Genomic DNA, 20,765 nt, shown 5'->3' with positions numbered 1-20,765 from the left:
GCAACCACCGCCCGCACCAAACAGACGACCACGCTCGCCAATCAGCTGAGCGAAATCACATCCCCGGCTCGATCGGCTTCTCGACCAAGCCGCCGCTCTCGGCCCAGTCCTTGAACGCGCCGACGTTGAAGACCTTGTCGTAGCCGAGATCCTTCAGCGTCTTGCCCGACAGCGCCGAGCGGCCGCCGGAGGCGCAATACAGAATGATGCTCTTGTCCTTGGCGAAATTCTTGTCGTGATAGGGCGAGTCCGGATCGGCGCGGAATTCGAGCATGCCGCGCGAGACGTGGTGGGCGCCTTCGATCTTGCCGCTCTTCTCGACCTCCGGCGCATCGCGCACGTCGAGCACCAGCGTGTTGCCCTTGGCGATCATCGCCTGCGCCTCGGCGGGCGTGATTTTCGGCACCACGGCGTTGGCGGCGGCCATCAGTTCCTTGACCGATGTGGACATGTCGAACCTCCCAATTGCACGAAGCGCACGGCGTAGCGCAGCGCCGGGCGCGCGGCAATGCTCCGATCGGACGGTGAACGGTCGCAATGCCGTGAGGTCGGCAGCGCGCCGCCTATAATCCCCGGATCAGGTCGGCGTCGATCAGCATGCGGTTGAGGCGGCGCGCCTCGGCGCCGTCGCCGCAGGCGTAGAACACGCCCTTGCAGCGCAGCATGATGTCCTTCTGCTCGGCAAAGGACGGATCGAGCGGAATGCCGGCGGCTTCGAGCGTGACCAGCGGCAGATAGGCGGCGTCGATCTTGTCCATCACGGCGTCGCTCCGGCGCGGTTCAAAATTGACGGCGTCGATCGCGAAATAGGTCTGATAGTAGCGCGGATCGTAGTTTTCGAGCTTCTGGCCGATGCCGGCCTCGTCCAGCTTGGGATCGAGAATGTGCGGCGAGAATTCCGGCTGATGGTCGCCGTAGCGCACGATCAGGAACGGCTGGTCGCCGAAGCGCTTCTTGAGGTTCGCCAGGAAGCGCTGATAGTCCGACGCGCTCATGGCCTGCCGGCGCAGATATTCGTCGATCGTCGGCATGTTGCCGGGCGCGCGCCAGGACGGCATCAGATCGGGCCGGAACGTCGTCTCCCAGGGGAAATGATTGGCGGCGAGGTAGACGAACATGAACAGTGGCTTGCCCGGCTTGCGCTGCTGCATCAGGTCGAGCGCCGCATCGTAGAAGAAGCCGTCGGGCTCGACGCCCTTGGCATGGAGATCGCGCGCGTCGAGGAAGCGGTCGACGCCCACCGTGGTCTGGAAGCTGCGCGCGCTCATGAAGGCGCCATGCGCCGGATACAACGACACCGTGTCGTAACCACAGTTGCGCAGCGCCAGCGGCAGGCCGCGCTCGACCCGGCCCGACGCGATGCGCGTGACGAAATAGGCGAAGCGGCCGAACGAGCGCGACGACAGCCCGGCGAGCACGTTGTATTCGGTGAACCAGCTCGGCCCGCCGTTGCTCTCGGCCATGAACTGGCGCGCCTTGCCGTCGAACGACTTGAAGTGGCTGCCGTAGCCGGCGGGCACCTTGATGCCGGCGGCCGCGCGGATGTCGAAGCTGGATTCGTCGTGGACCAGCACGATGTTCGGCCGCTGCCCGGCCGGATGGCAGGAATCCGGAACGAAGGCCGCCAGCTTGCGGTCCGCCGTGGCATCGGATTCCATGAAGCCGTTGGCGAGGAAATCCGATACTGCGGTCACGCCGGAGCGGGCAAATTTCGACAGATAGCCGTCGTCGTAATAGCCGCGCCAGGCTTCGTCGCGCCAGTTCAGCGAATACAGCGTCAGCGCCGCGAGGCAGGCGAGCTTGCCGGCCAGCGCCGGCAGCCGCGCCACGCGATACGGGTCGGCCCACCACAACAGGCCCATCAGCGGCAGCACGACAGCGGCCGCGACCAGCACCGACAGCTTCAGGTTCGGAAAGATCGTGAACAGGAACGCCGCGCTGTCGTGGTCGATCAGCATCACGTCGACGAAGTTCGCGGTCATCTGGACCACGGCGTGCTTCAGCTGCGACAGCAGCACCAGCACCACCACCATGGTTAGCGCCAGCGCACCGGACACCGCCGGCCGCCGCAACAGCACCAGCCAGAAGCCGTTCAGGATGCCCCAGGCCAGCACGAAGCCGAGCCGCGAGCCGAAATCGGTCTCGGTGTGCAGCATCAGCGCCAGCGCGGCGACGTGCGGCGCGGTGACGGCTGACATCCGGATGATGGCTGCACGGGTTGCGCTGGCCGCGCTGAGCGTGGTGATCGGTTCGTTCGGGGAGAGCGACATGCGGCGGCGATGCTCGGACACGACGGTCCATCGCCGGCGCATGCCGGCAGATCGAGGACGTCCCATCCTGTCATGTGACCGTAATGAAATCGTCACAAATGACAACAGTCCGGATTTGCACGGAGCCGCTTTCGCCATTCGGCGTTGCAGCGGAGACAACGCGGCGATCGCTCTTGCCGCCACGCCGCTCCCTGACCCCGATCAGCGCTCGGCGCCGCCGCTCTCGAGCAGCCGCTCGCGCACCAGGCGCATTGCACCGCGGCTCCAGGACTCGTTGGCGCCGAGCCTGAGCCCGCTGTCGCCTGCGGCGATCAGCGCACCCGTGTCTGCCTGACGGACGCGAAAGCCGATGATGTATTCGGTGCGGCCGATCCGCCGCACGATCCCGAGCAGCGATTGCTGGGCGCCGAGTGCGCGGGCAGCACGGGCTTCGCAATCCTCGCAGGTGCGCATCGGCTGCTCCGGCGAGCGTTCGCCGACGTTGTCGACGAGCCGATAGCGGGCCGAATGCTGCAGCAATTGCCGCACTGCGTCGGTCGCCGCCTGCAGGCTGTTGCGATCCGTCTCGGTCTCGCCGAGGGCCGCGCCGGCGCTGGTATCGTCGAGCTCGAACGGCAGCAACACCAGCCGGATCGGCTCCGGCACCAGCGCGTCGCGGACTTGGCGCGACACGAACAGCTCGGCACGCTCCCACGCCTCGTCGCTGTCGCCGCGGAAGGTGAAGACCTTGTCGAACAGCACCCGGTGCGATGCGACGTCGATCGCCGCGGCCCGCGCCCACTGCACCAGCGTCGAAAGCTTCTGGACCCCGCCCGTGATCACGATCCCGGCACCCGCCTCGGCCGCCATGCGCAAGCGGTCGTCCGGAGACGCATCGCCCGGGCAAGCCGGGGCGCAGGACGGACTGACCAGGCGCAAGCGCGTGTCAGCGGCGACATCGCGCTTGAGCGCGGTCACGAAAGTCTGCAGCCGGCGCTGATGCGCGGCCGTCTGGTCGGCCGGCTCGCCGGACGTGTCGAGATAGCTGAATTCGTCGACCGTCACGGCCGGTGCTTGATCGGACGCCGCGGCGGAGCCCGCACCGCAGAAAGCAGCAAGCGCGAAAACGAGGCAATGGACGAGGCGGCGGTTTGTCATCGGAGCTCCCCCGGCAAGGTGTTGCATGGTCCGAGCCTAGGCACACTGCGCCGGGGCTGAACCGGCGGCCGTCCCGACGGAAGACGGGAAAATTTCACGACGTCGGGTCATCCAGGCCGCGGCGCTTCCGGAGCCGGCGGTTCTGCCTTTAAATGCGGGCTGGGCGGCCAAGGACGCGCAGATGATGTGGACCCGCTACGACCTCAAATATCGCCTGACCCTGCGCATCGCATTGGTGTCGGCGCTCTGCTTCGCGGCGATCTGCGCCTATGTGCTGTTCGACATCGATCGCTCGGCGCAGGCGCGCAACGCTGCGGTCGCCGAGATCGCCGCGCGGACGCTGCAGCTGCAGCAGAACAAGATGCACTGGGTCAACAATCCCCCGGCATCGTTTCCCGACCTCGATGCGATCGCCGCCGCCGCGATGGCGCCCGGCCTCTGCATCGCCTATCGCGATGTCGGGGGCGACGTCGTGCAGCGCATCTGCGGCGGCCCCGATGCCCAGACGGACGAGCCGCCGCGCACCTTCGCCTGGCTCTACGAACGGCTATTCGCGCCCGGCCGCGAGACCACGCGGCCGGTGCTGTTTCGAAACAGCAGGACCGGCGATGCCGTGGTCGGGATCGATGCCGGGGTGATGACGGCGAACGCCTGGCGCGAATTGAGCCGGCTGCTGCCGGTGCTCGGGACCGCGCTGATCCTGCTGTGCGTGCTGGCCCATGCGGCGCTAGCCCGCGCGCTGCGGCCGACGCGGCTGATCCGCGCCGGGCTCGAGCGCATCGCCGCGAACGATCTGACGGCACGGCTGCCGCCGTTCGATCTGGCCGAGCTCTCGGCGATCGGTGATGCCTTCAACCAGCTTGCCGAAGGGTTGGAGACGGCGCTGGCGCAGCGCAATGAACTGACCCGGCGCCTCATCGCCCTGCAGGATGACGAGCGGCGCCATCTGGCGCGCGAGCTGCACGACGAGTTCGGCCAGTCGCTTGCGGCGATCCGCGCGCTCGCGGCCTCGATCCGTCACACCGCTGCGCAGGACTGCCCGGCACTGACCGGCGAATGCGACAGCATCGCCCGCACCGCAACCGACATGATGGACACGCTGCGCGGCGCCTTGGTGCGGCTGCGGCCGCCCGATGTCGACGAACTCGGCCTGGCCGCGAGCCTCGAAGGCCTCGTTGCCGGCTGGAACCGGCGCCAGCACGGGGCAACCCGGTTCGAGATCGCGCTGTCGGGGCGCATCGACCATGTCCCCGACATGATCGCCACCAACCTCTATCGCATCGCCCAGGAAGCACTGACCAACGCGGCCAGGCATGCCGGGGCAACCCGCGTGCGGCTGCAGCTGGCGGTGCAGCAGCAGCCAGGTGATGGCGGCGAGGCCATCGCGCTCACCGTCGACGACGACGGTCCGGCGCGCGAGGCCGTCGGCAAATCCGGCATGGGACTGCTCGGCATGCGCGAGCGCGTCGCGTCCCTGGCCGGCGAGATGAGCTTTGCGAGCGGGGCCGGCGGCGGCGCGCAGCTCCGCGTCGTCATCCCCGTGCCGGTCGGATCCGGCCCGCCGACGCCGGCTGCGCTCGGGCGCGCCGCATGAGCACGCGCGGCGGCACCATCCTGCTGGTCGACGATCATGCCGTGGTTCGCGAGGGCTATCGCTCGATGCTGCAGAAGCAGCCGGGGCTGCGGGTGGTCGCCGAGGCTGCCGATGGGGCCGAGGCCTACCGGCTGTTCAAGGAGGTCAGACCCGACCTCGTCATCATGGACCTGACGATGCCGGGCGTCGGCGGCATCGAGGGCATCCGCCGCATCCGGCAATGGGACCGCGACGCGCGGATCCTGGTGTTCACCATGCACGAGAATGCCGGCTTCGCGGTGCAGGCGATCCGTGCCGGCGCCCGCGGCTACGTCACCAAGAGCAGCACGCCAGAGATGCTCGTGCGCGCCGTCATGGACGTGCTTGCCGGTGGGCTATCGATCAGCCCGGACATCGATCACGAGCTTGCGCTCAGCCGCCTGTCTGGCGAGACCGTCGCAAGCGACGTCCTCACCGCGCGCGAGTTCGAAGTGATGCAGATGCTGCTCGCCGAGCGCACCACCGACGAGATCGCGGCAGCCCTCCACCTCAGCCCCAAGACGATCGCCAATCTGCACTCGCTGATCAAGGACAAGCTGGGCGTCGCCACCGACATCGAGCTGGTGCGGCTGGCGTTGCGCCAGGGATTGTTGACCTGAGACTGTTGACCTGAGGGCCTTCAGGCGCCGTGCGAGACGGCGGGCCCCGCACTCGTCGTCTCCACCGCCTCATCATCGGCAATCAGATGAAACTCCCGCCCCAGCCGGCGCTGCACGCTCATGACGGCGCGGTCGACGTCGCTGATCAGGCTGTCGCCGAGGATGACGTGCGGGATCTCCCAGTTGCGGCCGCTGCGCACGTCGAGCGCATGAAGGGCGGGCACGCGCGCGGTCTCGCATCCGGGCTGGGCCTGGATCGCCTGTTCGACCAGGCAGAGGAGCTCCGCCTGGGTCTTGCCCGTCGTCGCCATGCCCGCCCGTCAGGCCTTGCCCGCCGGCGTCAGGCCGAGCCGCTTCGCGATGATCCGGTCGACCGTCCGCTTCGGCAGTATCCGCACGACCCATTGCTGCAAGGCATCCGGCGCGATCTCGTAGCGCACCTTGGGCGCCGCCGCCGTCAGGGCCTCCGCCACCTTTTCGGCGATGGTCTCGGCCGGCAAGCCGATCTTGCCGAGATGCAGCATGAAGCTGCGCACCTTCTGCAGCGCCGGGAAGAACGGCGAGCGCTGATACGGCGACAGGTCGACCTCCTCCGCCTTGCCCCAGATCGGCGTCTTCACCGCTCCCGGCGCAATGATGACGACGTCGATGCCGAACAGCATCATTTCACGGCGCAGGCTCTCCGACAGTCCCTCGACCGCGTGCTTCGAGGTCGAGTACGGCGCCAACAGCGGATTGCCGTTGCGCCCGGCGACCGAGCTGATCATCACGATCCGCCCGGGCCCGCCGCGCATCGAAGGATCGGCCCCGAGCAGCGGCGCGAACGCCTGGGTCGCGATGACAGGGCCGATGACGTTGACCTCCAGTTGGTGGCGAAACTGCTCGATCGGCAGCTCCGTCACCGGACCGGCGACGGCGATGCCGGCATTGTTGACGAGACCGGCGAGCGCCTCGCCGTCGAGAGCCACGCGCACCTGTTGCGCGGCGGCCTTCACCGCGGCCTCATCTGTGACGTCGAACAGCAGTGGCGTGAAATTGGCACCGAGCTCGGCGCGCAGACGGTCCGCGTCAGCCGCTTTGCGAACGCTCCCGAACACCCGGAAGCCGCGTGCGAGGAGAACCTTGGAACAGGCGAAACCGATGCCGGTGGACGCACCGGTGACGACGACGGATTTCATGGCGACCTCAACGAGTTGCGGAGCGATTATCGCACGGGATGCGGCCTCGTGCTGGCGCTGATTTTCACGCGTCGAAGAAACTCGCGCCATGAGATCGCTCCAGATCGCTCCCTGGCCGCCCGGCACGGCCTCGAGCAGAGACAGGCGATCGGACAGCATCGCCTTCAGGGCCAGCATGCCTGCAGCAAGAATGTGATTTAAAATTCGATGCTTGGAGGATCACAGCTGAGGTGAGCTGCACAGGACCGCAACGTGAAGATGAAGAAATGCTTCTGACCTCATGGGATCATTAACATTTCCTTTATCGACCAGGTCGCTCGCGGGACCACTCGAGGCAGCCACCGCCGACACTGGAGGTCTCGACGCGTGCGAGCAGGAGCGTCGCGCTTCAAGGGCTAGCAGCATCGTCTTAATTTTCCGTATCCGTGTTTCCCCGGAGTACTACGCCTACGCCCCCTAACTCCTTGTTATCGCCCCTGCTGAAAGCTGGCCCGGCCGGCAGCTGGGCAGCGGAGCCGAAGCATCGCTGCCGCGTCGGTCATTCCCTTGGGCGAGACGAGCGTCAACGTGCATCAGTCAGAACAGTATCCGCAGCCGGACCGTTCGATCATCTCCGAGCTCGAGGACGCCGTTCGCAGCGGCTCGTCCGAGAAACGCGTCCATACGCTCCGCCAGGTCACGAACCTGTTCCTGCACGACGGCGAGCGTCTCAGCGAAGAGCAGATCAAGGTTTTCGACGACGTGCTGTGCATGCTCGTCTCGCGCGTGGAAACCCGCGCGCGGAGCGAGCTCAGCAAGCATCTCGCCCCGGTCGACCATGCGCCGGTCGAGGTCATCCAGCGGCTGGCGCGGGACGAGGAGATCTCCGTCGCCGAAAGCGTGCTGATGCATTCGACGCGGCTGTCCGAGCACACCCTGGTCGAGGTCGCCGCGACCAGGGGCCAGGACCACCTGATGGCGATCTCCAGCCGCCCGCATCTGACCGCGGCGATCACCGACATCATCGTCGACCGCGGCGAACGCCGGGTGATCCGCAAGCTCGCCAACAACCAGACCGCGCGCTTTTCCGAGACCGGCTATACCGGGATGATCGCCCACGCCGAGGACGACGACGAACTGACCGAGGTCATCGGCCTGCGCGTCGACCTGCCCAACCGGCATCTCCGCGATCTGTTGCGCCGGGCGACCGACGCGGTCCGCGCCAAGATGATGGCCTCAGCGCCGCCGGTGCTGCAGCAGGAAATCAAGAAAGTCATCAAGTCCATCGCAGACGTCGCCCGCACCGATGGCGGTCTCGTCGGACGCGACTTCACGCTGGCCGAAGAGGCGGTGAAGCGAATGAAGGGCCTCAACGAGCTCAACGACCCCGCGATCTCATTCTTCGCTGAGACCCGTCGGTTCGGCGAGGTCGCCGCCGCGCTCGGACTGCTCAACAACCTGCCGACCGAGATGATGGCCAAGGTGCTGGAAGGCCCGCGCACCGACATCGTGCTGATCCCCTGCCGCGCCGCCGGGCTGACCTGGTCGGTGGTGGCGAAGATCCTGACCCACCGCCCGATCAAGCACGGCATCGACAGCGACACGCTCAAGCTCGCCGAGCGCGACTACGCGCGGCTGTCCCACGACACCGCCCAGCGCACCCTGCGGTTCTGGATGGTGCACAACCGGGTCGAGAAGTGAGCGGGGCTTCCGAGCCTGCTCCTTACCTGAATTGACACGTCATCCTCTGCTGGCGCCTCATCCTCCGCTGTCGTCCCGGCGAACGCCGGGACCCATACCGCGTGATGTGAGTTGGCGGAGACAGGCTGGAGTTGCCGCCGTTGGTCATCAAGGGCAACGGTGGTTATGGGTCCCCGCGTTCGCGGGGACCACAGCAATGATTGTCGCAGGCAGCCGGGCTGAACCGCGCGATTTCGCTGCTGCGGTAACGAAAAAGCCTCCGCCCGAAGGACGGAGGCTTTCGATTAAACTGACGATCGAGACCGCGAACCGCGGTCTCGGCCGTCGATGACACCACTCAGTTCTTGGTCTTGTCGACCAGCGCGCCCTTCTTGATCCAGGGCATCATGTCGCGCAGGCGGGCGCCGACTTCCTCGATCGGGTGCTGCGACAGGCGGGCGCGGGTGGCCTTGAACGAGGACTGGTTGACCTTGTTCTCCAGCATCCAGTCGCGCGCGAAGCGGCCGGACTGGATGTCGTCGAGCACGCGCTTCATCTCGGCCTTGGTCTCCGGGGTGATGATGCGCGGGCCGGTGACGTACTCGCCATACTCCGCGGTGTTGGAGATCGAGTAGTTCATGTTGGCGATGCCGCCTTCATAGATCAGGTCGACGATCAGCTTCACCTCGTGGAGGCACTCGAAATAGGCCATCTCCGGGGCGTAGCCGGCCTCGGTCAGGGTCTCGTAGCCGGCCTTGATCAGCTCGACCAGGCCGCCGCAGAGCACCGCCTGCTCGCCGAACAGGTCGGTCTCGCACTCTTCCTTGAAGGTGGTCTCGATGATGCCGGCGCGGCCGCCGCCAATAGCAGAAGCATAGGACAGGCCGAGGTCATGGGCGTTGCCCGAGGAATCCTTGGCGATCGCGATCAGGCAGGGCACGCCGCCGCCGCGCTGGTACTCGGAGCGGACGGTGTGGCCGGGGCCCTTCGGCGCGATCATCAGCACGTCGAGATCGGCGCGCGGGTCGAGCAGGTTGAAATGCACGTTGAGGCCGTGCGCGAACACCAGCGCTGCGCCCTGCTTCATGTTGTCGTGCAGGTGTTCGCGATAGATGTCGCCCTGCAGCTCGTCCGGGGTCAGCATCATCACGAGGTCGGCCCACTTGGCGGCCTCGGCGACTTCCATCACCTTGAAGCCGGCGCCTTCGGCCTTCTTGGCCGAGGCCGAGCCCTTGCGCAGCGCGATCGCAACGTCCTTGACGCCGGAATCCTTCAGGTTGAGCGCATGGGCATGGCCCTGGCTGCCGTAGCCGACGATGACGACCTTCTTGCCCTTGATCAGGTTCAGATCGGCGTCGCGATCGTAGTAGACACGCATTGTCGTTTCCTCTTTGAGATGGCCGGAATTGGCTGAAAAGTCAGACGCTTGGGTGAGGCACGGGCGGCTGCGCCCGGACAAAATCCGGCCCGTGTCTAGAGCATTTTGGGCTCCGATGGAAACCCCGATCTCGCATGGCGCCCCGGTCCCTCATGCGTCCATGAACACGGGATAGAGCGAGGCCAGGAGCAGCACCGCCATCACGATGTTGAAGCCGCGCACCGCGCGCTCGGAGCTGAGCAGCGGCCGCAGCGCGGTGCCGAACAGCGTCCAGGTGACGGTCGAGCCGATCGCCATCACGAAGCTGATCGCGACCTGCAGTGCAACATTGGCGGGAAAGCGCGCGATCGCGGCATAGGCGGTGATGGTGCTGATCACCATCACCCAGCCCTTGGCGTTGACCCACTGGAACAGCGCTGCGCCCCAGAACGACATCGGGCCGCGCGGCGCGATGTCCTCGGGCTTGGCGGCGCCCGAGAAGGCGATCGCGACCGCCAGGTAGATCAAATAAGCGGCGCCGAGATATTTCAGCACCTCCTGCAGCACCGGATAGGTGATGAACACGGTGGCGAGCCCGACGCCGACCGCGCCGACCATGAAAGCGAAGCCGAAGCTGACCCCCATCATGTGCGGCACCGTGCGGCGGAAGCCGTAGGTCACGCCGGACGACAGCAGCATGATGTTGTTCGGCCCGGGCGTGAACGACATCACGAAGGCGAAGGCGACGAAGGCGATGAGGAGCTGCTGGGACATTACTCACCTGCCTCCGCGTCGTCATGGCCGGGCTTGACCCGGCCATCCACGTCGATCGGCATCCTGGGAAAGGCGTGGATGCCCGGGCCTTCGCCGCGCCGGAGCGGCAGCCTCAGTTCATCAGATGCAATCGGGGTGAAGGGGTACAGGTCTCTCCACGAACACTCCCCGAGTGGCTGCCCCTCACCCCGACCCTCTCCCCGTAAGAACGGGGCGAGGGGGCGCGCCGACGGCTGCGCCAGAGCGAAATTCACCCACGTGTCGTTCATTGCTAGCCCTGCCCCGCCGGCTTCTGCAGCACGTAGGTCGCATGCATCGGGGCATGGTAGTCGGCGGAGACCGTCACGAAGCCGACCTCGGCCAGCATGCGCTCCATGACCCAGGCGAAGGTCGAGTTTTCGTCGCGCATGTGGGTGATGACGCTGTCGCGGGCGAGGTCGTGGTTCTTGATGTTGAAATCGGCCCATTGCTCGATCGAGCGCTCGGCGCCGTCGGGCATCGAGACATAGACGATGTCGCGCAGGAAGAACTGCGCGCCCGGCTTCAGCGCCGCGAAGATCCGCGCCAGCGCCACCGCCTTCCAGAAATCCGGCAGATGGTGCAGCGTGAACTCGCTGGCGATGAGGTCATAGGAGTTCGGCTCATAGGCGAACGACAGCAGGCCCGCCGCATGCATCCGCACCGCGGTGCGGCGATCGCGGGTGTAGATCTTGGTCAGCGCCAGCATCGCCGGCGAGATGTCGATGGCGTCGACCACGGCACCCATCAGCGCCGCTTCCGTCGCCAGCACACCATTGCCGCAGCCGATGTCGGCCACCCGCCAGCCCGGCTTGACGCCGAGCATCCTCAGCGCGGCGCGCGCGCGCTCGTCGGCATCCTCTCCCGAGCCGTAGATCGAGGCCACGGCATGATCGAGTCCGAACCGGTTGCGTTCGTTGTAGTACCAGTCGCGCGCCAGCATGGCTCACATCCCTTCCGGTCCCCGCCCGATCGCCGCAACGCCCGTCCTGGCGACTTCGACCAGGCCGAGCGGACGCATCAGATCGATAAACTGAGTGATCTTGTCGGTATTGCCTGTGATCTCGAACACAAAGCTCTCGGTGGTCGCATCGATCACGCGGGCGCGGAACGCATCCGCCAGCCTGAGCGCCTCGACCCGCGGCTCTCCGATTCCGCGCACCTTGACCATCGCGAGCTCGCGCTCGATCGCCCGCTTGGTCAGCGTCATGTCGACGACGCGGTAGACCGGGATCATGCGGTCGAGCTGATGCTTGATCTGCTGGATCACCATCGGCGTGCCGGTCGTCACGATGGTGATGCGCGAGAGATGCTTCTGGCTCTCGGTCTCGGAGACGGTGAGGCTCTCGATGTTGTAGCCGCGCCCCGAGAACAGGCCGATGACGCGCGCGAGCACGCCGGGCTCGTTCTGCACGAGGACGGAGAGCGTATGGGTCTCGTTCGGATCGTGGCGGTCTTCGATGAAGTAGGCGGAGGCTGGCTGGTTCATTGGTGTCCCCTCAGAATTTCATCCGTCATGGCCGGGCTTGTCCCGGCCATCCACGTCGAGCGTCGCGCGTGCGGCTCGTGGATGCCCGGGTCAAGCCCGGGCATGACGGCGGTATTTGGAGTTGGCCGGGTGCGCATCATGCGGCCCCCGCTTCGGCATGGGCGGCCGCCGGCATCACCCAGCGCCTGAACAGGTCGAGATCGATGTTGCCGCCGGTCAGCACCAGGCCGACGCGCTTGCCGGCGAGCTTCTGCTTCTCCTGCAGCGCGGCCGCGAGCGGTGCCGCGCCGGCGCCTTCGGCGAGATTGTGGGTGTCGGTCCAGAGGATGCGCACGGCCTCGGCGATCTCGGCATCACTGACCTGCACGATGCGCGAGGCGCCCTTCAGGATGATCGCGAGCGCATCGGCATCCGGGCTGCGCGTGGCGAGCCCGTCGGCATGGGTATCGGCGCTGTTTGTCGTCACGACGGTCCGCGCCGCGAACGACAGCGCATAGGACGGCGCACCGGTCGATTGGACGCCGACGATCTCGGTCTTCAGTCCCAGCAGGTCACGCGCCAGGATGCAGCCGCAGATGCCCGAGCCCTGACCGATCGAGACGTAGAGCACGTCGATATCTGGCGCCGAGCGCAAAAGCTCCAGCGCGTAGGTGGCGACTCCGCGGACGATGTCCGGATGGAACGACGGCACCATCTGCAGGCCGTCGCGCGCGGCGTGACGGATCGCCTCCTCGCGCGCTTCCTGGAAGTCACTGCCGTGCTCGATCAGCTCGGCGCCGAACGCGGCCATTGCGCGGTTCTTCTCGACCGAGTTGCCGCGCGGCACGTAGATCGTCACCGGCAGACCGTTGCGGCGGCCGGCGAACGCGACGCTCTGGCCATGATTGCCGCGCGTCGCGGTGATCAGGCCGCGGACATCCGGCTGCGTGCGCTTGAGCTGATCGACATAGACGAGCCCGCCGCGCACCTTGAAGGCGCCGGCCGGGGTGTGGTTCTCATGCTTGACGACGACATGCGTCCCCAGCCGCTCGGCAAGCAGCGGCCACGCATGCGCCGGCGTCGCCGGCACCGCGGCTGCGACGATGGCGTGCGCCTGCTCCAGCTCAGCTAGTGTGAACACGGCCGCCTCCTCATACGAGCTGTCATGCCCGCGAAGGCGGGCATCCAGTACGCCGCGGCCGTCGTGGGACTCACGGCGGCCGCTGCGTACTGGATCGCCCGGTCAAGCTGGGCGATGACAGTGGAGTTTTGAGTTGGCGTCGTGCTCACAGTCAGGCCTCACACCAGCGCCTTGCCACCCGCGAACGCCGCGGCAGGATCGCTCGCCTCGGCCGGCAGGATCATCTCATTGTGCGCCTTGCCCGAAGGAATCATCGGGAAGCAGTTTTCCAGCGCCGCGACGCGGCAGTCGAACAGCACCGGCTTCCTGACCGAGATCATCTCCTTGATCGCGCCGTCGAGATCGCCCGGCTTGCTCACCTGCAGACCGACGCCGCCATAGGCCTCGGCGAGCTTGACGAAGTCCGGCAACGCCTCCGAGTAGGAATGCGACAGGCGGTTGCCATGCAGCAGCTGCTGCCACTGCCGCACCATGCCCATGTACTGGTTGTTGAGGATGAAGATCTTGACCGGCAGCTCGTACTGCACTGCCGTCGACATCTCCTGCATCGTCATCTGCACCGAGGCGTCGCCGCCGATGTCGATGACCAGGCTGTCGGGATGCGCGACCTGCACGCCGATCGCCGCCGGTAGGCCATAGCCCATGGTGCCGAGACCGCCCGAGGTCATCCAGCGGTGCGGCTCCTCGAAGCCGAAGAACTGCGCCGCCCACATCTGGTGCTGGCCGACCTCGGTGGTGATGTAGGTGTCACGGCCGCGCGTCAGCTCGAACAGCCGCTGGATCGCATATTGCGGCATGATGACGTCGCGGTTCGGCCGGTAGGCCAGCGAGTTGCGCGCGCGCCAGACCGCGATCTCCTGCCACCACGACTTGATGTCGGGCTTCTTCGCTTCCGCCTTGAACACCTGCAGGATGTCGGCGAGCACGTCGCCGCAATCGCCGATGATCGGCACGTCGACGCGGATGTTCTTGTTGATCGAGGACGGATCGATGTCGATGTGGATCTTCTTCGAGTTCGGCGAGAACGCGTCGGTGCGGCCGGTGATGCGGTCGTCGAAGCGGGCGCCGACGCACAGCATGACGTCGCAATCATGCATCGTCATGTTGGCTTCGTAGGTGCCGTGCATGCCCAGCATGCCGAGCCAGTTGGGACCCGACGCCGGATAGGCGCCCAGCCCCATCAGGGTCGAGGTGATCGGGAAGCCCGTGACCTCGACGAGCTCGCGCAGCAGCTTGGAGGCCTCGCGGCCCGAATTGACGACGCCGCCGCCGGAATAGATCACCGGCCGCTTGGCCGAGGCCAGCAGCGCCACGGCCTTGCGGATCTGCATCGCGTCGCCCTTGGCGCGCGGCGAATAGGAGATGTGAACGTCCGACTTGCGCGGCGGATGATAGGTGCCGGTCGCGAACTGCACGTCCTTCGGCACGTCGACGACGACCGGGCCGGGACGGCCCGTAGTCGCGACATAGAACGCCTCGTGCAGCACCTTGGCGAGATCGTTGACGTTGCGGACCAGCCAGTTGTGCTTGGTGCAGGGCCGGGTGATGCCGACGGTGTCGCACTCCTGGAACGCGTCGTTGCCGATCAGATGCGTCGGCACCTGGCCGGTGATGCAGACCAGCGGGATCGAGTCCATCAGCGCGTCCGCCAGCGGCGTCACCATGTTGGTGGCGCCGGGGCCCGAGGTCACCAGCACGACGCCGGGCTTGCCGGTCGAACGCGCATAGCCCTCCGCGGCGTGGCCGGCGCCCTGCTCGTGGCGGACCAGGATGTGCTCGACCTCGCTCTGCTGGAAGATCTCGTCATAGATCGGAAGCACCGCGCCGCCCGGATAGCCGAAGATGTGCTGCACGCCGTGGTCGATGAGCGCGCGCACGATCATCGCGGCGCCGGTCATCTGGTTCGGATCGTGGATCTTGTCGGTCATGGTGGGCTCCGGATCGCTGGGTCTCAGCGGCTTGTCGTTTTGGTCGGTCGGATGGTTTCGGTCGGTTCAGCGTGGTCGGGGTCGTTTCGGGCAATAAAAAAGGGCCCTGGAAGGCCCTGCGCACCGCTCGGATGATGGATGGCCGCTAGCCATCCCCGGCGATGCGCCTGGGTACGACTACGATAAGGAGGGTAATAAAGTTGCGCATGGTGCCGAGCAAGCTTCCCAAAGGTTGCGCGAAACATAGCCATGGTTGCCTCGATGTCAAGGCAAAGCCGGCTCCATCAGCGCGATTTAACGATGTTAACGCGGAATTTTCCGTTCGGCGAGCGGTAATTTGGCCGCTATAGCCGAGCTTGATGTGTGGCCAGCGAACTCCAAGACCGGCATTCCGGGGCGACGCGCCAGCGTCGAACCCGGAATCTCGAGATTGTAGTCCTCGCCGGTCGCCCGGGGCTGGAAGGCTGACTCAAAACTCTAGGTTCCGGGTTCGCGCTCCGCGCGCCCCGGAACGACGGCGGAGCTGGGACCTCGCATCCTCAGCAAGACTTCGTCCAGATCAACGCCGGGTCTGGATATCGCGACCAGCCAGCTGCCAAACGGCTTCGCGTCATCGAAGCTCGCCGGATGCCTCAAGAGCAAGCTGTTTAAGCGTCTCCGAAAGAAAATCGTCCAAGCTGCGGCCAAACCGTTTGGCCCGGTGCCGCAGCAAGTCAATGGTTCTCTGGTCGACATCCCTGATCAGAATCTCAGCCATCGCGACCTCCCTTCAGCCAAGCCTGAGTTACCAAGCCCCCACCCACGCCCTGGCCGCCTCCGGGCTCATCCATTCGAACTCCGGCAGCTGGTGGCGAAACCAGGTGAATTGCCGCTTGGCGTAGTGCCGGGTATCGGCCTTGCCGATGGTGGACGCCTCCTCCCGCGTGATCTCGCCCCTGAGGTAGCGGATCAGGGCCGGGACGCCGTGGGCCTTCATCGCCGGCAGCAGCTGGTCGAGGCCGCGGGCGGCGAGACGTTCGACCTCCTCCAGCGCGCCGCGCTCCAGCATGATGTCGAAGCGGGCATCGATCCTGGCATACAGCGTCTCCCGCTCCGGGGCGATGAACAGCGCGCGCGTGCTGCCCGCGGGCAGCAGTGGCGGCGTGGTCTCGGCATGCCAGTCGGCCAATGGCCGACCGGTCGCCTCGATCACCTCCAGGGCCCGGGCAATGCGGGTGCGATCGCGCAGGTTGAGCCGCGCGCCCGCGGCAGGGTCGCGCCGCGCCAGCTCGGCATGCAGCGCCTCGACGCCGTCGCGCGCGAGCCGGAGGCGCACCGCCTCACGAACGTCCTCCGGCACCGGCGGCACCGCTGAGAGCCCTGATGTCAACGCCTTGAAGTACAGCCCGGTGCCGCCGATGAAGATCGGCAGCCGGCCCGACCGCCTGGCATCATCGAGTACCGCGGCGGCATCCCGGACAAAATGGCCGGCCGAGTAGTTCACGGCGGCATCGACATGGCCGTACAGCCGATGCGGCACGGCCGCTTCTTCCTCGACCGTCGGCCGCGCCGTCAGAACCCTCAGATCACGGTAGACCTGCATGGAATCGGTGTTGATGACGACCCCGCCCGCTTTTTGCGCAAGTTCCATGGCCAGGGCCGACTTGCCGCTGGCGGTCGGCCCTGCGATAAGCACCGCTTTATTGTTGTCTGGCAAAGTCACCTGATGTCTCTCGTCGCCACCTTCATCTGCAATCCCGCCGACCCCGCGTTGGATACCACGATCGTGGAGGCCTTCCTGGCCGTGCTGCCAGAGCCAGGCACGCCGCGCTGGCTGTTCGACGAAGTCGCCATCGACATCCCGTTCGGCGGCGACGGCGAAGTTCACAAGATCGAGGCCCGCTTGCGCGACCTGCGCGGCGACATGCCGATCGATATCGTCGTGCAGCCGGAGGCCGTGAGGCGCAAGAAGCTTTTTCTCGCCGACATGGATTCCACCATGATTGGCCAGGAATGCATTGACGAACTCGCCGATTTCGCCGGCCTGAAGCCACACGTGGCTGCGATCACCGAGCGGGCGATGCGCGGCGAGATCGCGTTCGAGCCGGCCCTGCGCGAACGCGTCGCCCTGCTGAAGGACCTGCCGGTCAGCGTGGTCGACGAGGTGCTCGCCAAGCGCATCGCGCTGACGCCGGGCGGCCGCCATCTGGTGATGACGATGCGCGCCAACGGCGCCTATACCTGCCTGATCTCCGGCGGCTTCACGCTATTCACCAACGCCATCGCGGCGAAGATCGGCTTTCAGGAGAACCGCGCCAACGAGCTCGTCGTCGCCGGCGGCAAGCTCACCGGCGAAGTCCGCGAGCCGATCATCGGCCGCGACGCCAAGCTCGCCACCCTGATCGAGCTACGCGAATCGTTCGATCTCGACGCCATCGACACGCTGGCGGTCGGCGACGGCGCCAACGATCTCGGCATGATCGAGGCCGCCGGTCTCGGCGTCGCCTATCACGCCAAGCCCGCCGTCTCCGCCGCCGCCTCCGCCCGCATCGACCACAGCGATCTCACCGCCCTGCTCTACGCCCAGGGCTACACGCGCGATCAGTTCGTGGACTGAGAAGACTGCGGCCGTCGGACCGTAGGGTGGGCAAAGCAGCCGCCGAAGGCGGCAGCGTGCCCACCGTCTATCGGCGCGGCCGCAGCGAATGGTGGGCACGGCGCGCGATCGAGCGGAGAAGGCGACAAACAGAGTTGCCGCGCCTTTGCTTACCCTACGGATCTCGCATAAGGGCGCCATCATGAGCAGCCCCTCGCTCGTCATTGCGAGCGCAGCGAACGGTGAACGCTGCGATCATCCGTGACATTTTGATGAATTCTGAAAATGCTGGACGATCGCAATCGCGCCTCGTGCCTTTATCGCGACTGCAAGCGAGATTCGCTCCGAGAGGACGCGATGTCATTGGTCCTCGCGATCAGCTCGGCAGGATTTTATTTCAATCCCACGCACTCCCACGCAACACCATTCCAATTCATTCCGGATCGCAAATCAGATCATTCGCTCTCCACATCGAAGCAGGTCGCGCGTCACAGGATTAACCGCATCACCATTAGATGAATTGCCAAATCATGCTGCATCGCATATAAATCTAACTGCGCTAGGGAGCGTCCAAGGACACGAAAACGGTTGCACGACGATGCAATCGATCATCGTTACAGAAGGACTCTCCCGATGACCATCAAGCACATCATTCCCGGCTCTCTCGTTGCGCTCGCCTTGCTGAGCGGCGCCGCCGTTGCGGCCGAGCTGCCGAGCTACGAAGTCGGCGCGTTGCCGGCCACCCCGCATCAGCTTTCCGTCGTGGGCGCCTCATCGGCGCAGGAGATCGCTGCGGTCAACACCGACAGCACCGCCTCGCCGCACCAGCTCGCCGTGCTCACTCATCATCGCCGCAGCGCGGCTCTCGTCGTTCCGACCACGGTCGGCAGCGTGCGCAACTGAGCGAGCGGCACTGCGTCCTGCCTGATAGGTGGCGCGCGCCTTGCTGAGCAAGGCCGCGCTTCCTCTCCCACCATACGTGGCCGCCGATACGACGTAGCGGGACTGCCGGACGACAATGGCATCCGGCCGCCGCGATCGACGACTTCGCCTCGTCCGCGTCCGCAATTCGTGCCGCGACTTCGTGCCACGCACATCCCACCCATCCTGCGCCGGAGCTTCTGAGCTGCGGCATTGAAGCCGACGGGCGGGCCGCAGGAATGCAGCGGCGTTGCAGCCGCCGCTGATTCGGCGCATCAGCGTCGCCTGCGAGACTCATCCGGCTTCATTCCCGTCGCGCCTGCATCGTTGTCAGCTTCGCCGCGCTGCGCACGCGTCAGCCGTCGTCGGCAACTGGCGAAACCTGCCCACCGCCTGTCGCGATCCGCCATGCATTCCATACGCGGCGCTTATTATATGCGCTATTGCGCAAATACGAAATTATGAATATGTTTCCGCCATGTTCGATCCTGTCCCGTTGCTCGCGGCTCTCGCCGAGCCGACCCGTCTCGCCGCCCTGCGCATCCTTTCGGATGGTGGCGAGCACTGTGTCTGCGAGCTCACGCAGCGGCTCGGCGCCAGCCCGTCGCGCATGAGCCGGCACATGGGCGCGCTCAGGAGCGCCGGTCTCGTCATCGACCGGCGCGACGCCCAATGGGTCCGGTATCGACTGAGACCCGATCTTGCGCCGGAGCGGCGCGCCATCCTCGACGCCGTCATGGCGGCCATGATCGAACCGGACAGGAGCGCAGCATGACGGAGGACGTCCCGACCTATGCCGACGGATCGGCATCGGCTCCGATCTGGGTCATGGCCACGGCGACCGCCATCGCCATCTGGTTCGGGGTCTACTGGCAGCTGCAGCCGTTTTCGGCCTGGCTGGTGTCGGCGCTGCCGGTGACGCCCGGCAGCCATCTGGACGAAGCGGCGCGCTTTTTCGTGTTCGACGCGCCCAAGGTCCTGATGCTGATGACGCTCGTCGTGTTCGGCATGGGCGTGGTGCGCAGCTTCTTTTCAGCCGAGCGGACCCGTGCATTGCTCGCCGGCAGGCGCGAGGGCTTCGGCAACGCCGCAGCGGCAATCCTCGGCGTCTTCACCCCGTTCTGCTCGTGCTCGGCGGTGCCGCTGTTCGTCGGCTTCGTCTCGGCCGGCGTGCCGCTCGGCGTGACCTTCTCGTTCCTGATTGCAGCGCCGATGGTGAACGAGGTCGCGCTCGGCCTGCTGTTCGCGCTGGTCGGCTGGAAGATCGCGGCGATGTATCTCGGCTTCGGCCTGACCTTGGCAATGCTCGCCGGCTGGATCATTGGACGTCTGCACCTCGAAGCATGGCTCGAGGAATGGGTGCGCAACGTTCGCGCGAGTGCGGCCGACCTGCCAGCGAACGCGCACACCGTCGTCGATCGCATTCAGGCCGGCATCGAGGCGGTGCGCGACATCGTCGGACGGGTCTGGGTCTGGATCGTCGTCGGCATCGCCGCCGGCGCGTTCATTCACGGCTATGTCCCGAACGACCTGCTGGCCGCGATCATGGGCAAGGGCCATTGGTGGTCGGTGCCGGCGGTCGTGCTGATCGGCATTCCCATGTACGCCAACGCAGCGGGCATCATTCCGGTGGTCGAAGCGCTGCTCGACAAGGGCGCCGCGCTCGGAACCGTGCTCGCCTTCATGATGAGCGTGATCGCGCTGTCGTTCCCCGAAATGCTGATCCTGCGCAAAGTCCTGACGCTGCGGCTGATCGCCGTGTTCGCCGGCGTCGTTGCCGCCGGCATCGTCGCCGTCGGCTATCTCTTCAATGCCCTGTTCTCTTGAAAGGATTGATCCAATGAAGAACGTGAAGATTCTCGGCTCCGGCTGCAAGCGCTGCATCCAAACGGCGGACATGGTCGCGGCCGAGGCAAGCCGGCTGGGCATCCGGGTCGCGCTCGAGAAGGTCACGGACCTCGCCACGATCGCACAATACGGCATCGCCTCAACGCCAGGCATCGTTGTCGACGGCCGGGTGGTCCACACCGGTGGACTGCCAAAGCCGGAGGAGATGGCGAAATGGCTGACCGCGTGATCACATACCGAGGCCGGCGGCCGGCAGGTC

The 20,765-nt window shown here is 66.2% G+C and carries 21 protein-coding genes; 8 read left to right on the top strand and 13 right to left on the bottom strand.

The features are described from left to right. Positions 1-55: 55 nt before the first annotated feature. The 3 genes from ACQR1I_RS07515 to ACQR1I_RS07505 form a co-directional block, all read right to left on the bottom strand. Positions 56-451, bottom strand: coding sequence for a rhodanese-like domain-containing protein (locus ACQR1I_RS07515; RefSeq protein WP_434868914.1), 396 nt, complete (start codon positions 449-451; stop codon positions 56-58). A 112-nt stretch (positions 452-563) separates the two neighbouring features. After that, positions 564-2,270, bottom strand: a complete 1,707-nt coding sequence (locus tag ACQR1I_RS07510) for a sulfatase-like hydrolase/transferase (RefSeq protein ID WP_434869110.1) — start codon at positions 2,268-2,270, stop codon at positions 564-566. Between the two features lie 201 nt (positions 2,271-2,471). Further along, on the bottom strand, positions 2,472-3,407 hold the full coding sequence (locus ACQR1I_RS07505) for a DUF2380 domain-containing protein (RefSeq protein WP_434868915.1): 936 nt from the start codon (positions 3,405-3,407) through the stop codon (positions 2,472-2,474). Positions 3,408-3,591: 184 nt separating this feature from the next. On the opposite strand from ACQR1I_RS07505, the gene ACQR1I_RS07500 reads away from it, so the two are divergent. Next, positions 3,592-5,001, top strand: coding sequence for a HAMP domain-containing sensor histidine kinase (locus ACQR1I_RS07500; protein ID WP_434869111.1), 1,410 nt, complete (start codon positions 3,592-3,594; stop codon positions 4,999-5,001). Next, a complete protein-coding gene (locus ACQR1I_RS07495; protein ID WP_434868916.1) occupies positions 4,998-5,639 on the top strand; it encodes a response regulator in 642 nt (213 codons plus the stop codon). The genes ACQR1I_RS07500 and ACQR1I_RS07495 overlap by 4 nt, the downstream gene beginning before the upstream one ends. 20 nt (positions 5,640-5,659) lie before the next feature. Here ACQR1I_RS07495 and ACQR1I_RS07490 read toward each other — a convergent pair whose 3' ends face one another. Together ACQR1I_RS07490 and ACQR1I_RS07485 are read right to left on the bottom strand one after the other, a co-directional pair. Then, positions 5,660-5,950: a hypothetical protein gene (locus ACQR1I_RS07490; protein WP_434868917.1), complete on the bottom strand. Its 291-nt coding sequence runs from the start codon at positions 5,948-5,950 to the stop codon at positions 5,660-5,662. A 9-nt stretch (positions 5,951-5,959) separates the two neighbouring features. After that, positions 5,960-6,817 (bottom strand): SDR family oxidoreductase, encoded by an 858-nt coding sequence (locus ACQR1I_RS07485; RefSeq protein ID WP_434868918.1) that lies wholly within the window; start codon positions 6,815-6,817, stop codon positions 5,960-5,962. A 567-nt stretch (positions 6,818-7,384) separates the two neighbouring features. Between ACQR1I_RS07485 and ACQR1I_RS07480 the strand changes: the two genes are divergently transcribed. Next, entirely contained in the window at positions 7,385-8,497 is a 1,113-nt protein-coding gene (locus ACQR1I_RS07480; protein ID WP_434868919.1) for a DUF2336 domain-containing protein, read from the top strand. 337 nt (positions 8,498-8,834) lie between these two features. On the opposite strand, the gene ilvC is transcribed toward ACQR1I_RS07480, so the two are convergent. The 8 genes from ilvC to miaA all read right to left on the bottom strand — a co-directional run bounded on the left by ilvC (position 8,835) and on the right by miaA (position 16,864). Beyond that, complete coding sequence (gene ilvC / locus ACQR1I_RS07475; RefSeq protein WP_434868920.1) at positions 8,835-9,854, bottom strand: ketol-acid reductoisomerase; 1,020 nt, start codon at positions 9,852-9,854, stop codon at positions 8,835-8,837. A gap of 150 nt (positions 9,855-10,004) precedes the next feature. Further along, positions 10,005-10,607: a LysE family translocator gene (locus tag ACQR1I_RS07470; RefSeq protein WP_434868921.1), complete on the bottom strand. Its 603-nt coding sequence runs from the start codon at positions 10,605-10,607 to the stop codon at positions 10,005-10,007. A 271-nt stretch (positions 10,608-10,878) separates the two neighbouring features. After that, entirely contained in the window at positions 10,879-11,568 is a 690-nt protein-coding gene (locus ACQR1I_RS07465) for a class I SAM-dependent methyltransferase (RefSeq protein WP_434868922.1), read from the bottom strand. Positions 11,569-11,571: 3 nt separating this feature from the next. Then, positions 11,572-12,114, bottom strand: coding sequence for an acetolactate synthase small subunit (gene ilvN, locus ACQR1I_RS07460; RefSeq protein ID WP_434868923.1), 543 nt, complete (start codon positions 12,112-12,114; stop codon positions 11,572-11,574). Between the two features lie 136 nt (positions 12,115-12,250). Continuing rightward, positions 12,251-13,234, bottom strand: a complete 984-nt coding sequence (locus ACQR1I_RS07455) for a threonine dehydratase (protein ID WP_434868924.1) — start codon at positions 13,232-13,234, stop codon at positions 12,251-12,253. Positions 13,235-13,392: 158 nt separating this feature from the next. Next, complete coding sequence (locus ACQR1I_RS07450) at positions 13,393-15,162, bottom strand: acetolactate synthase 3 large subunit (RefSeq protein ID WP_434868925.1); 1,770 nt, start codon at positions 15,160-15,162, stop codon at positions 13,393-13,395. Positions 15,163-15,772: 610 nt separating this feature from the next. Continuing rightward, positions 15,773-15,919 carry a FitA-like ribbon-helix-helix domain-containing protein gene (locus tag ACQR1I_RS07445; RefSeq protein WP_434868926.1) on the bottom strand — a complete coding sequence of 49 codons (147 nt, stop codon included), beginning with the start codon at positions 15,917-15,919 and terminating at the stop codon, positions 15,773-15,775. Positions 15,920-15,946: 27 nt separating this feature from the next. Next, positions 15,947-16,864, bottom strand: a complete 918-nt coding sequence (gene miaA, locus ACQR1I_RS07440; RefSeq protein ID WP_434868927.1) for a tRNA (adenosine(37)-N6)-dimethylallyltransferase MiaA — start codon at positions 16,862-16,864, stop codon at positions 15,947-15,949. Positions 16,865-16,867: 3 nt separating this feature from the next. Here miaA and serB point away from each other — a divergent pair, with 3 nt between their 5' ends. From serB to ACQR1I_RS07415, 5 genes are all read left to right on the top strand, one after another. Next, positions 16,868-17,758, top strand: coding sequence for a phosphoserine phosphatase SerB (serB, locus tag ACQR1I_RS07435; protein ID WP_434868928.1), 891 nt, complete (start codon positions 16,868-16,870; stop codon positions 17,756-17,758). A 612-nt stretch (positions 17,759-18,370) separates the two neighbouring features. Continuing rightward, positions 18,371-18,640 carry a hypothetical protein gene (locus tag ACQR1I_RS07430; RefSeq protein WP_434868929.1) on the top strand — a complete coding sequence of 90 codons (270 nt, stop codon included), beginning with the start codon at positions 18,371-18,373 and terminating at the stop codon, positions 18,638-18,640. Positions 18,641-18,908: 268 nt separating this feature from the next. Next, positions 18,909-19,433, top strand: coding sequence for an ArsR/SmtB family transcription factor (locus ACQR1I_RS07425; RefSeq protein WP_434868930.1), 525 nt, complete (start codon positions 18,909-18,911; stop codon positions 19,431-19,433). A 53-nt stretch (positions 19,434-19,486) separates the two neighbouring features. Beyond that, positions 19,487-20,485, top strand: a complete 999-nt coding sequence (locus tag ACQR1I_RS07420; RefSeq protein ID WP_434869112.1) for a permease — start codon at positions 19,487-19,489, stop codon at positions 20,483-20,485. 13 nt (positions 20,486-20,498) lie between these two features. Next, positions 20,499-20,735 carry a thioredoxin family protein gene (locus tag ACQR1I_RS07415; RefSeq protein ID WP_434868931.1) on the top strand — a complete coding sequence of 79 codons (237 nt, stop codon included), beginning with the start codon at positions 20,499-20,501 and terminating at the stop codon, positions 20,733-20,735. The last annotated feature ends 30 nt before the right edge of the window (positions 20,736-20,765 follow it).

The sequence above is a fragment of the Bradyrhizobium sp. HKCCYLS2038 genome (genome assembly GCF_051167655.1).
Lineage (GTDB): Bacteria > Pseudomonadota > Alphaproteobacteria > Rhizobiales > Xanthobacteraceae > Bradyrhizobium.
Note: the sequence above shows the minus strand (reverse complement) of the source record. Positions and strands in the feature narration are given on the sequence as shown.

Coding starts and splice junctions, on each gene's coding strand:
- ACQR1I_RS07470 (WP_434868921.1), bottom strand. CDS start 10,607: ATGTCCCAGCAGCTCCTCATCGCCTTCGTCGCCTTCGCCTTCGTGATG.
- ACQR1I_RS07430 (WP_434868929.1), top strand. CDS start 18,371: ATGACCATCAAGCACATCATTCCCGGCTCTCTCGTTGCGCTCGCCTTG.
- ACQR1I_RS07510 (WP_434869110.1), bottom strand. CDS start 2,270: ATGTCGCTCTCCCCGAACGAACCGATCACCACGCTCAGCGCGGCCAGC.
- ACQR1I_RS07415 (WP_434868931.1), top strand. CDS start 20,499: ATGAAGAACGTGAAGATTCTCGGCTCCGGCTGCAAGCGCTGCATCCAA.
- ACQR1I_RS07445 (WP_434868926.1), bottom strand. CDS start 15,919: ATGGCTGAGATTCTGATCAGGGATGTCGACCAGAGAACCATTGACTTG.
- ACQR1I_RS07490 (WP_434868917.1), bottom strand. CDS start 5,950: ATGGCGACGACGGGCAAGACCCAGGCGGAGCTCCTCTGCCTGGTCGAA.
- ACQR1I_RS07500 (WP_434869111.1), top strand. CDS start 3,592: ATGTGGACCCGCTACGACCTCAAATATCGCCTGACCCTGCGCATCGCA.
- ACQR1I_RS07515 (WP_434868914.1), bottom strand. CDS start 451: ATGTCCACATCGGTCAAGGAACTGATGGCCGCCGCCAACGCCGTGGTG.
- serB (WP_434868928.1), top strand. CDS start 16,868: ATGTCTCTCGTCGCCACCTTCATCTGCAATCCCGCCGACCCCGCGTTG.
- ACQR1I_RS07465 (WP_434868922.1), bottom strand. CDS start 11,568: ATGCTGGCGCGCGACTGGTACTACAACGAACGCAACCGGTTCGGACTC.
- ilvC (WP_434868920.1), bottom strand. CDS start 9,854: ATGCGTGTCTACTACGATCGCGACGCCGATCTGAACCTGATCAAGGGC.
- ilvN (WP_434868923.1), bottom strand. CDS start 12,114: ATGAACCAGCCAGCCTCCGCCTACTTCATCGAAGACCGCCACGATCCG.
- ACQR1I_RS07485 (WP_434868918.1), bottom strand. CDS start 6,817: ATGAAATCCGTCGTCGTCACCGGTGCGTCCACCGGCATCGGTTTCGCC.
- ACQR1I_RS07495 (WP_434868916.1), top strand. CDS start 4,998: ATGAGCACGCGCGGCGGCACCATCCTGCTGGTCGACGATCATGCCGTG.
- ACQR1I_RS07450 (WP_434868925.1), bottom strand. CDS start 15,162: ATGACCGACAAGATCCACGATCCGAACCAGATGACCGGCGCCGCGATG.
- ACQR1I_RS07505 (WP_434868915.1), bottom strand. CDS start 3,407: ATGACAAACCGCCGCCTCGTCCATTGCCTCGTTTTCGCGCTTGCTGCT.
- ACQR1I_RS07420 (WP_434869112.1), top strand. CDS start 19,487: ATGGCCACGGCGACCGCCATCGCCATCTGGTTCGGGGTCTACTGGCAG.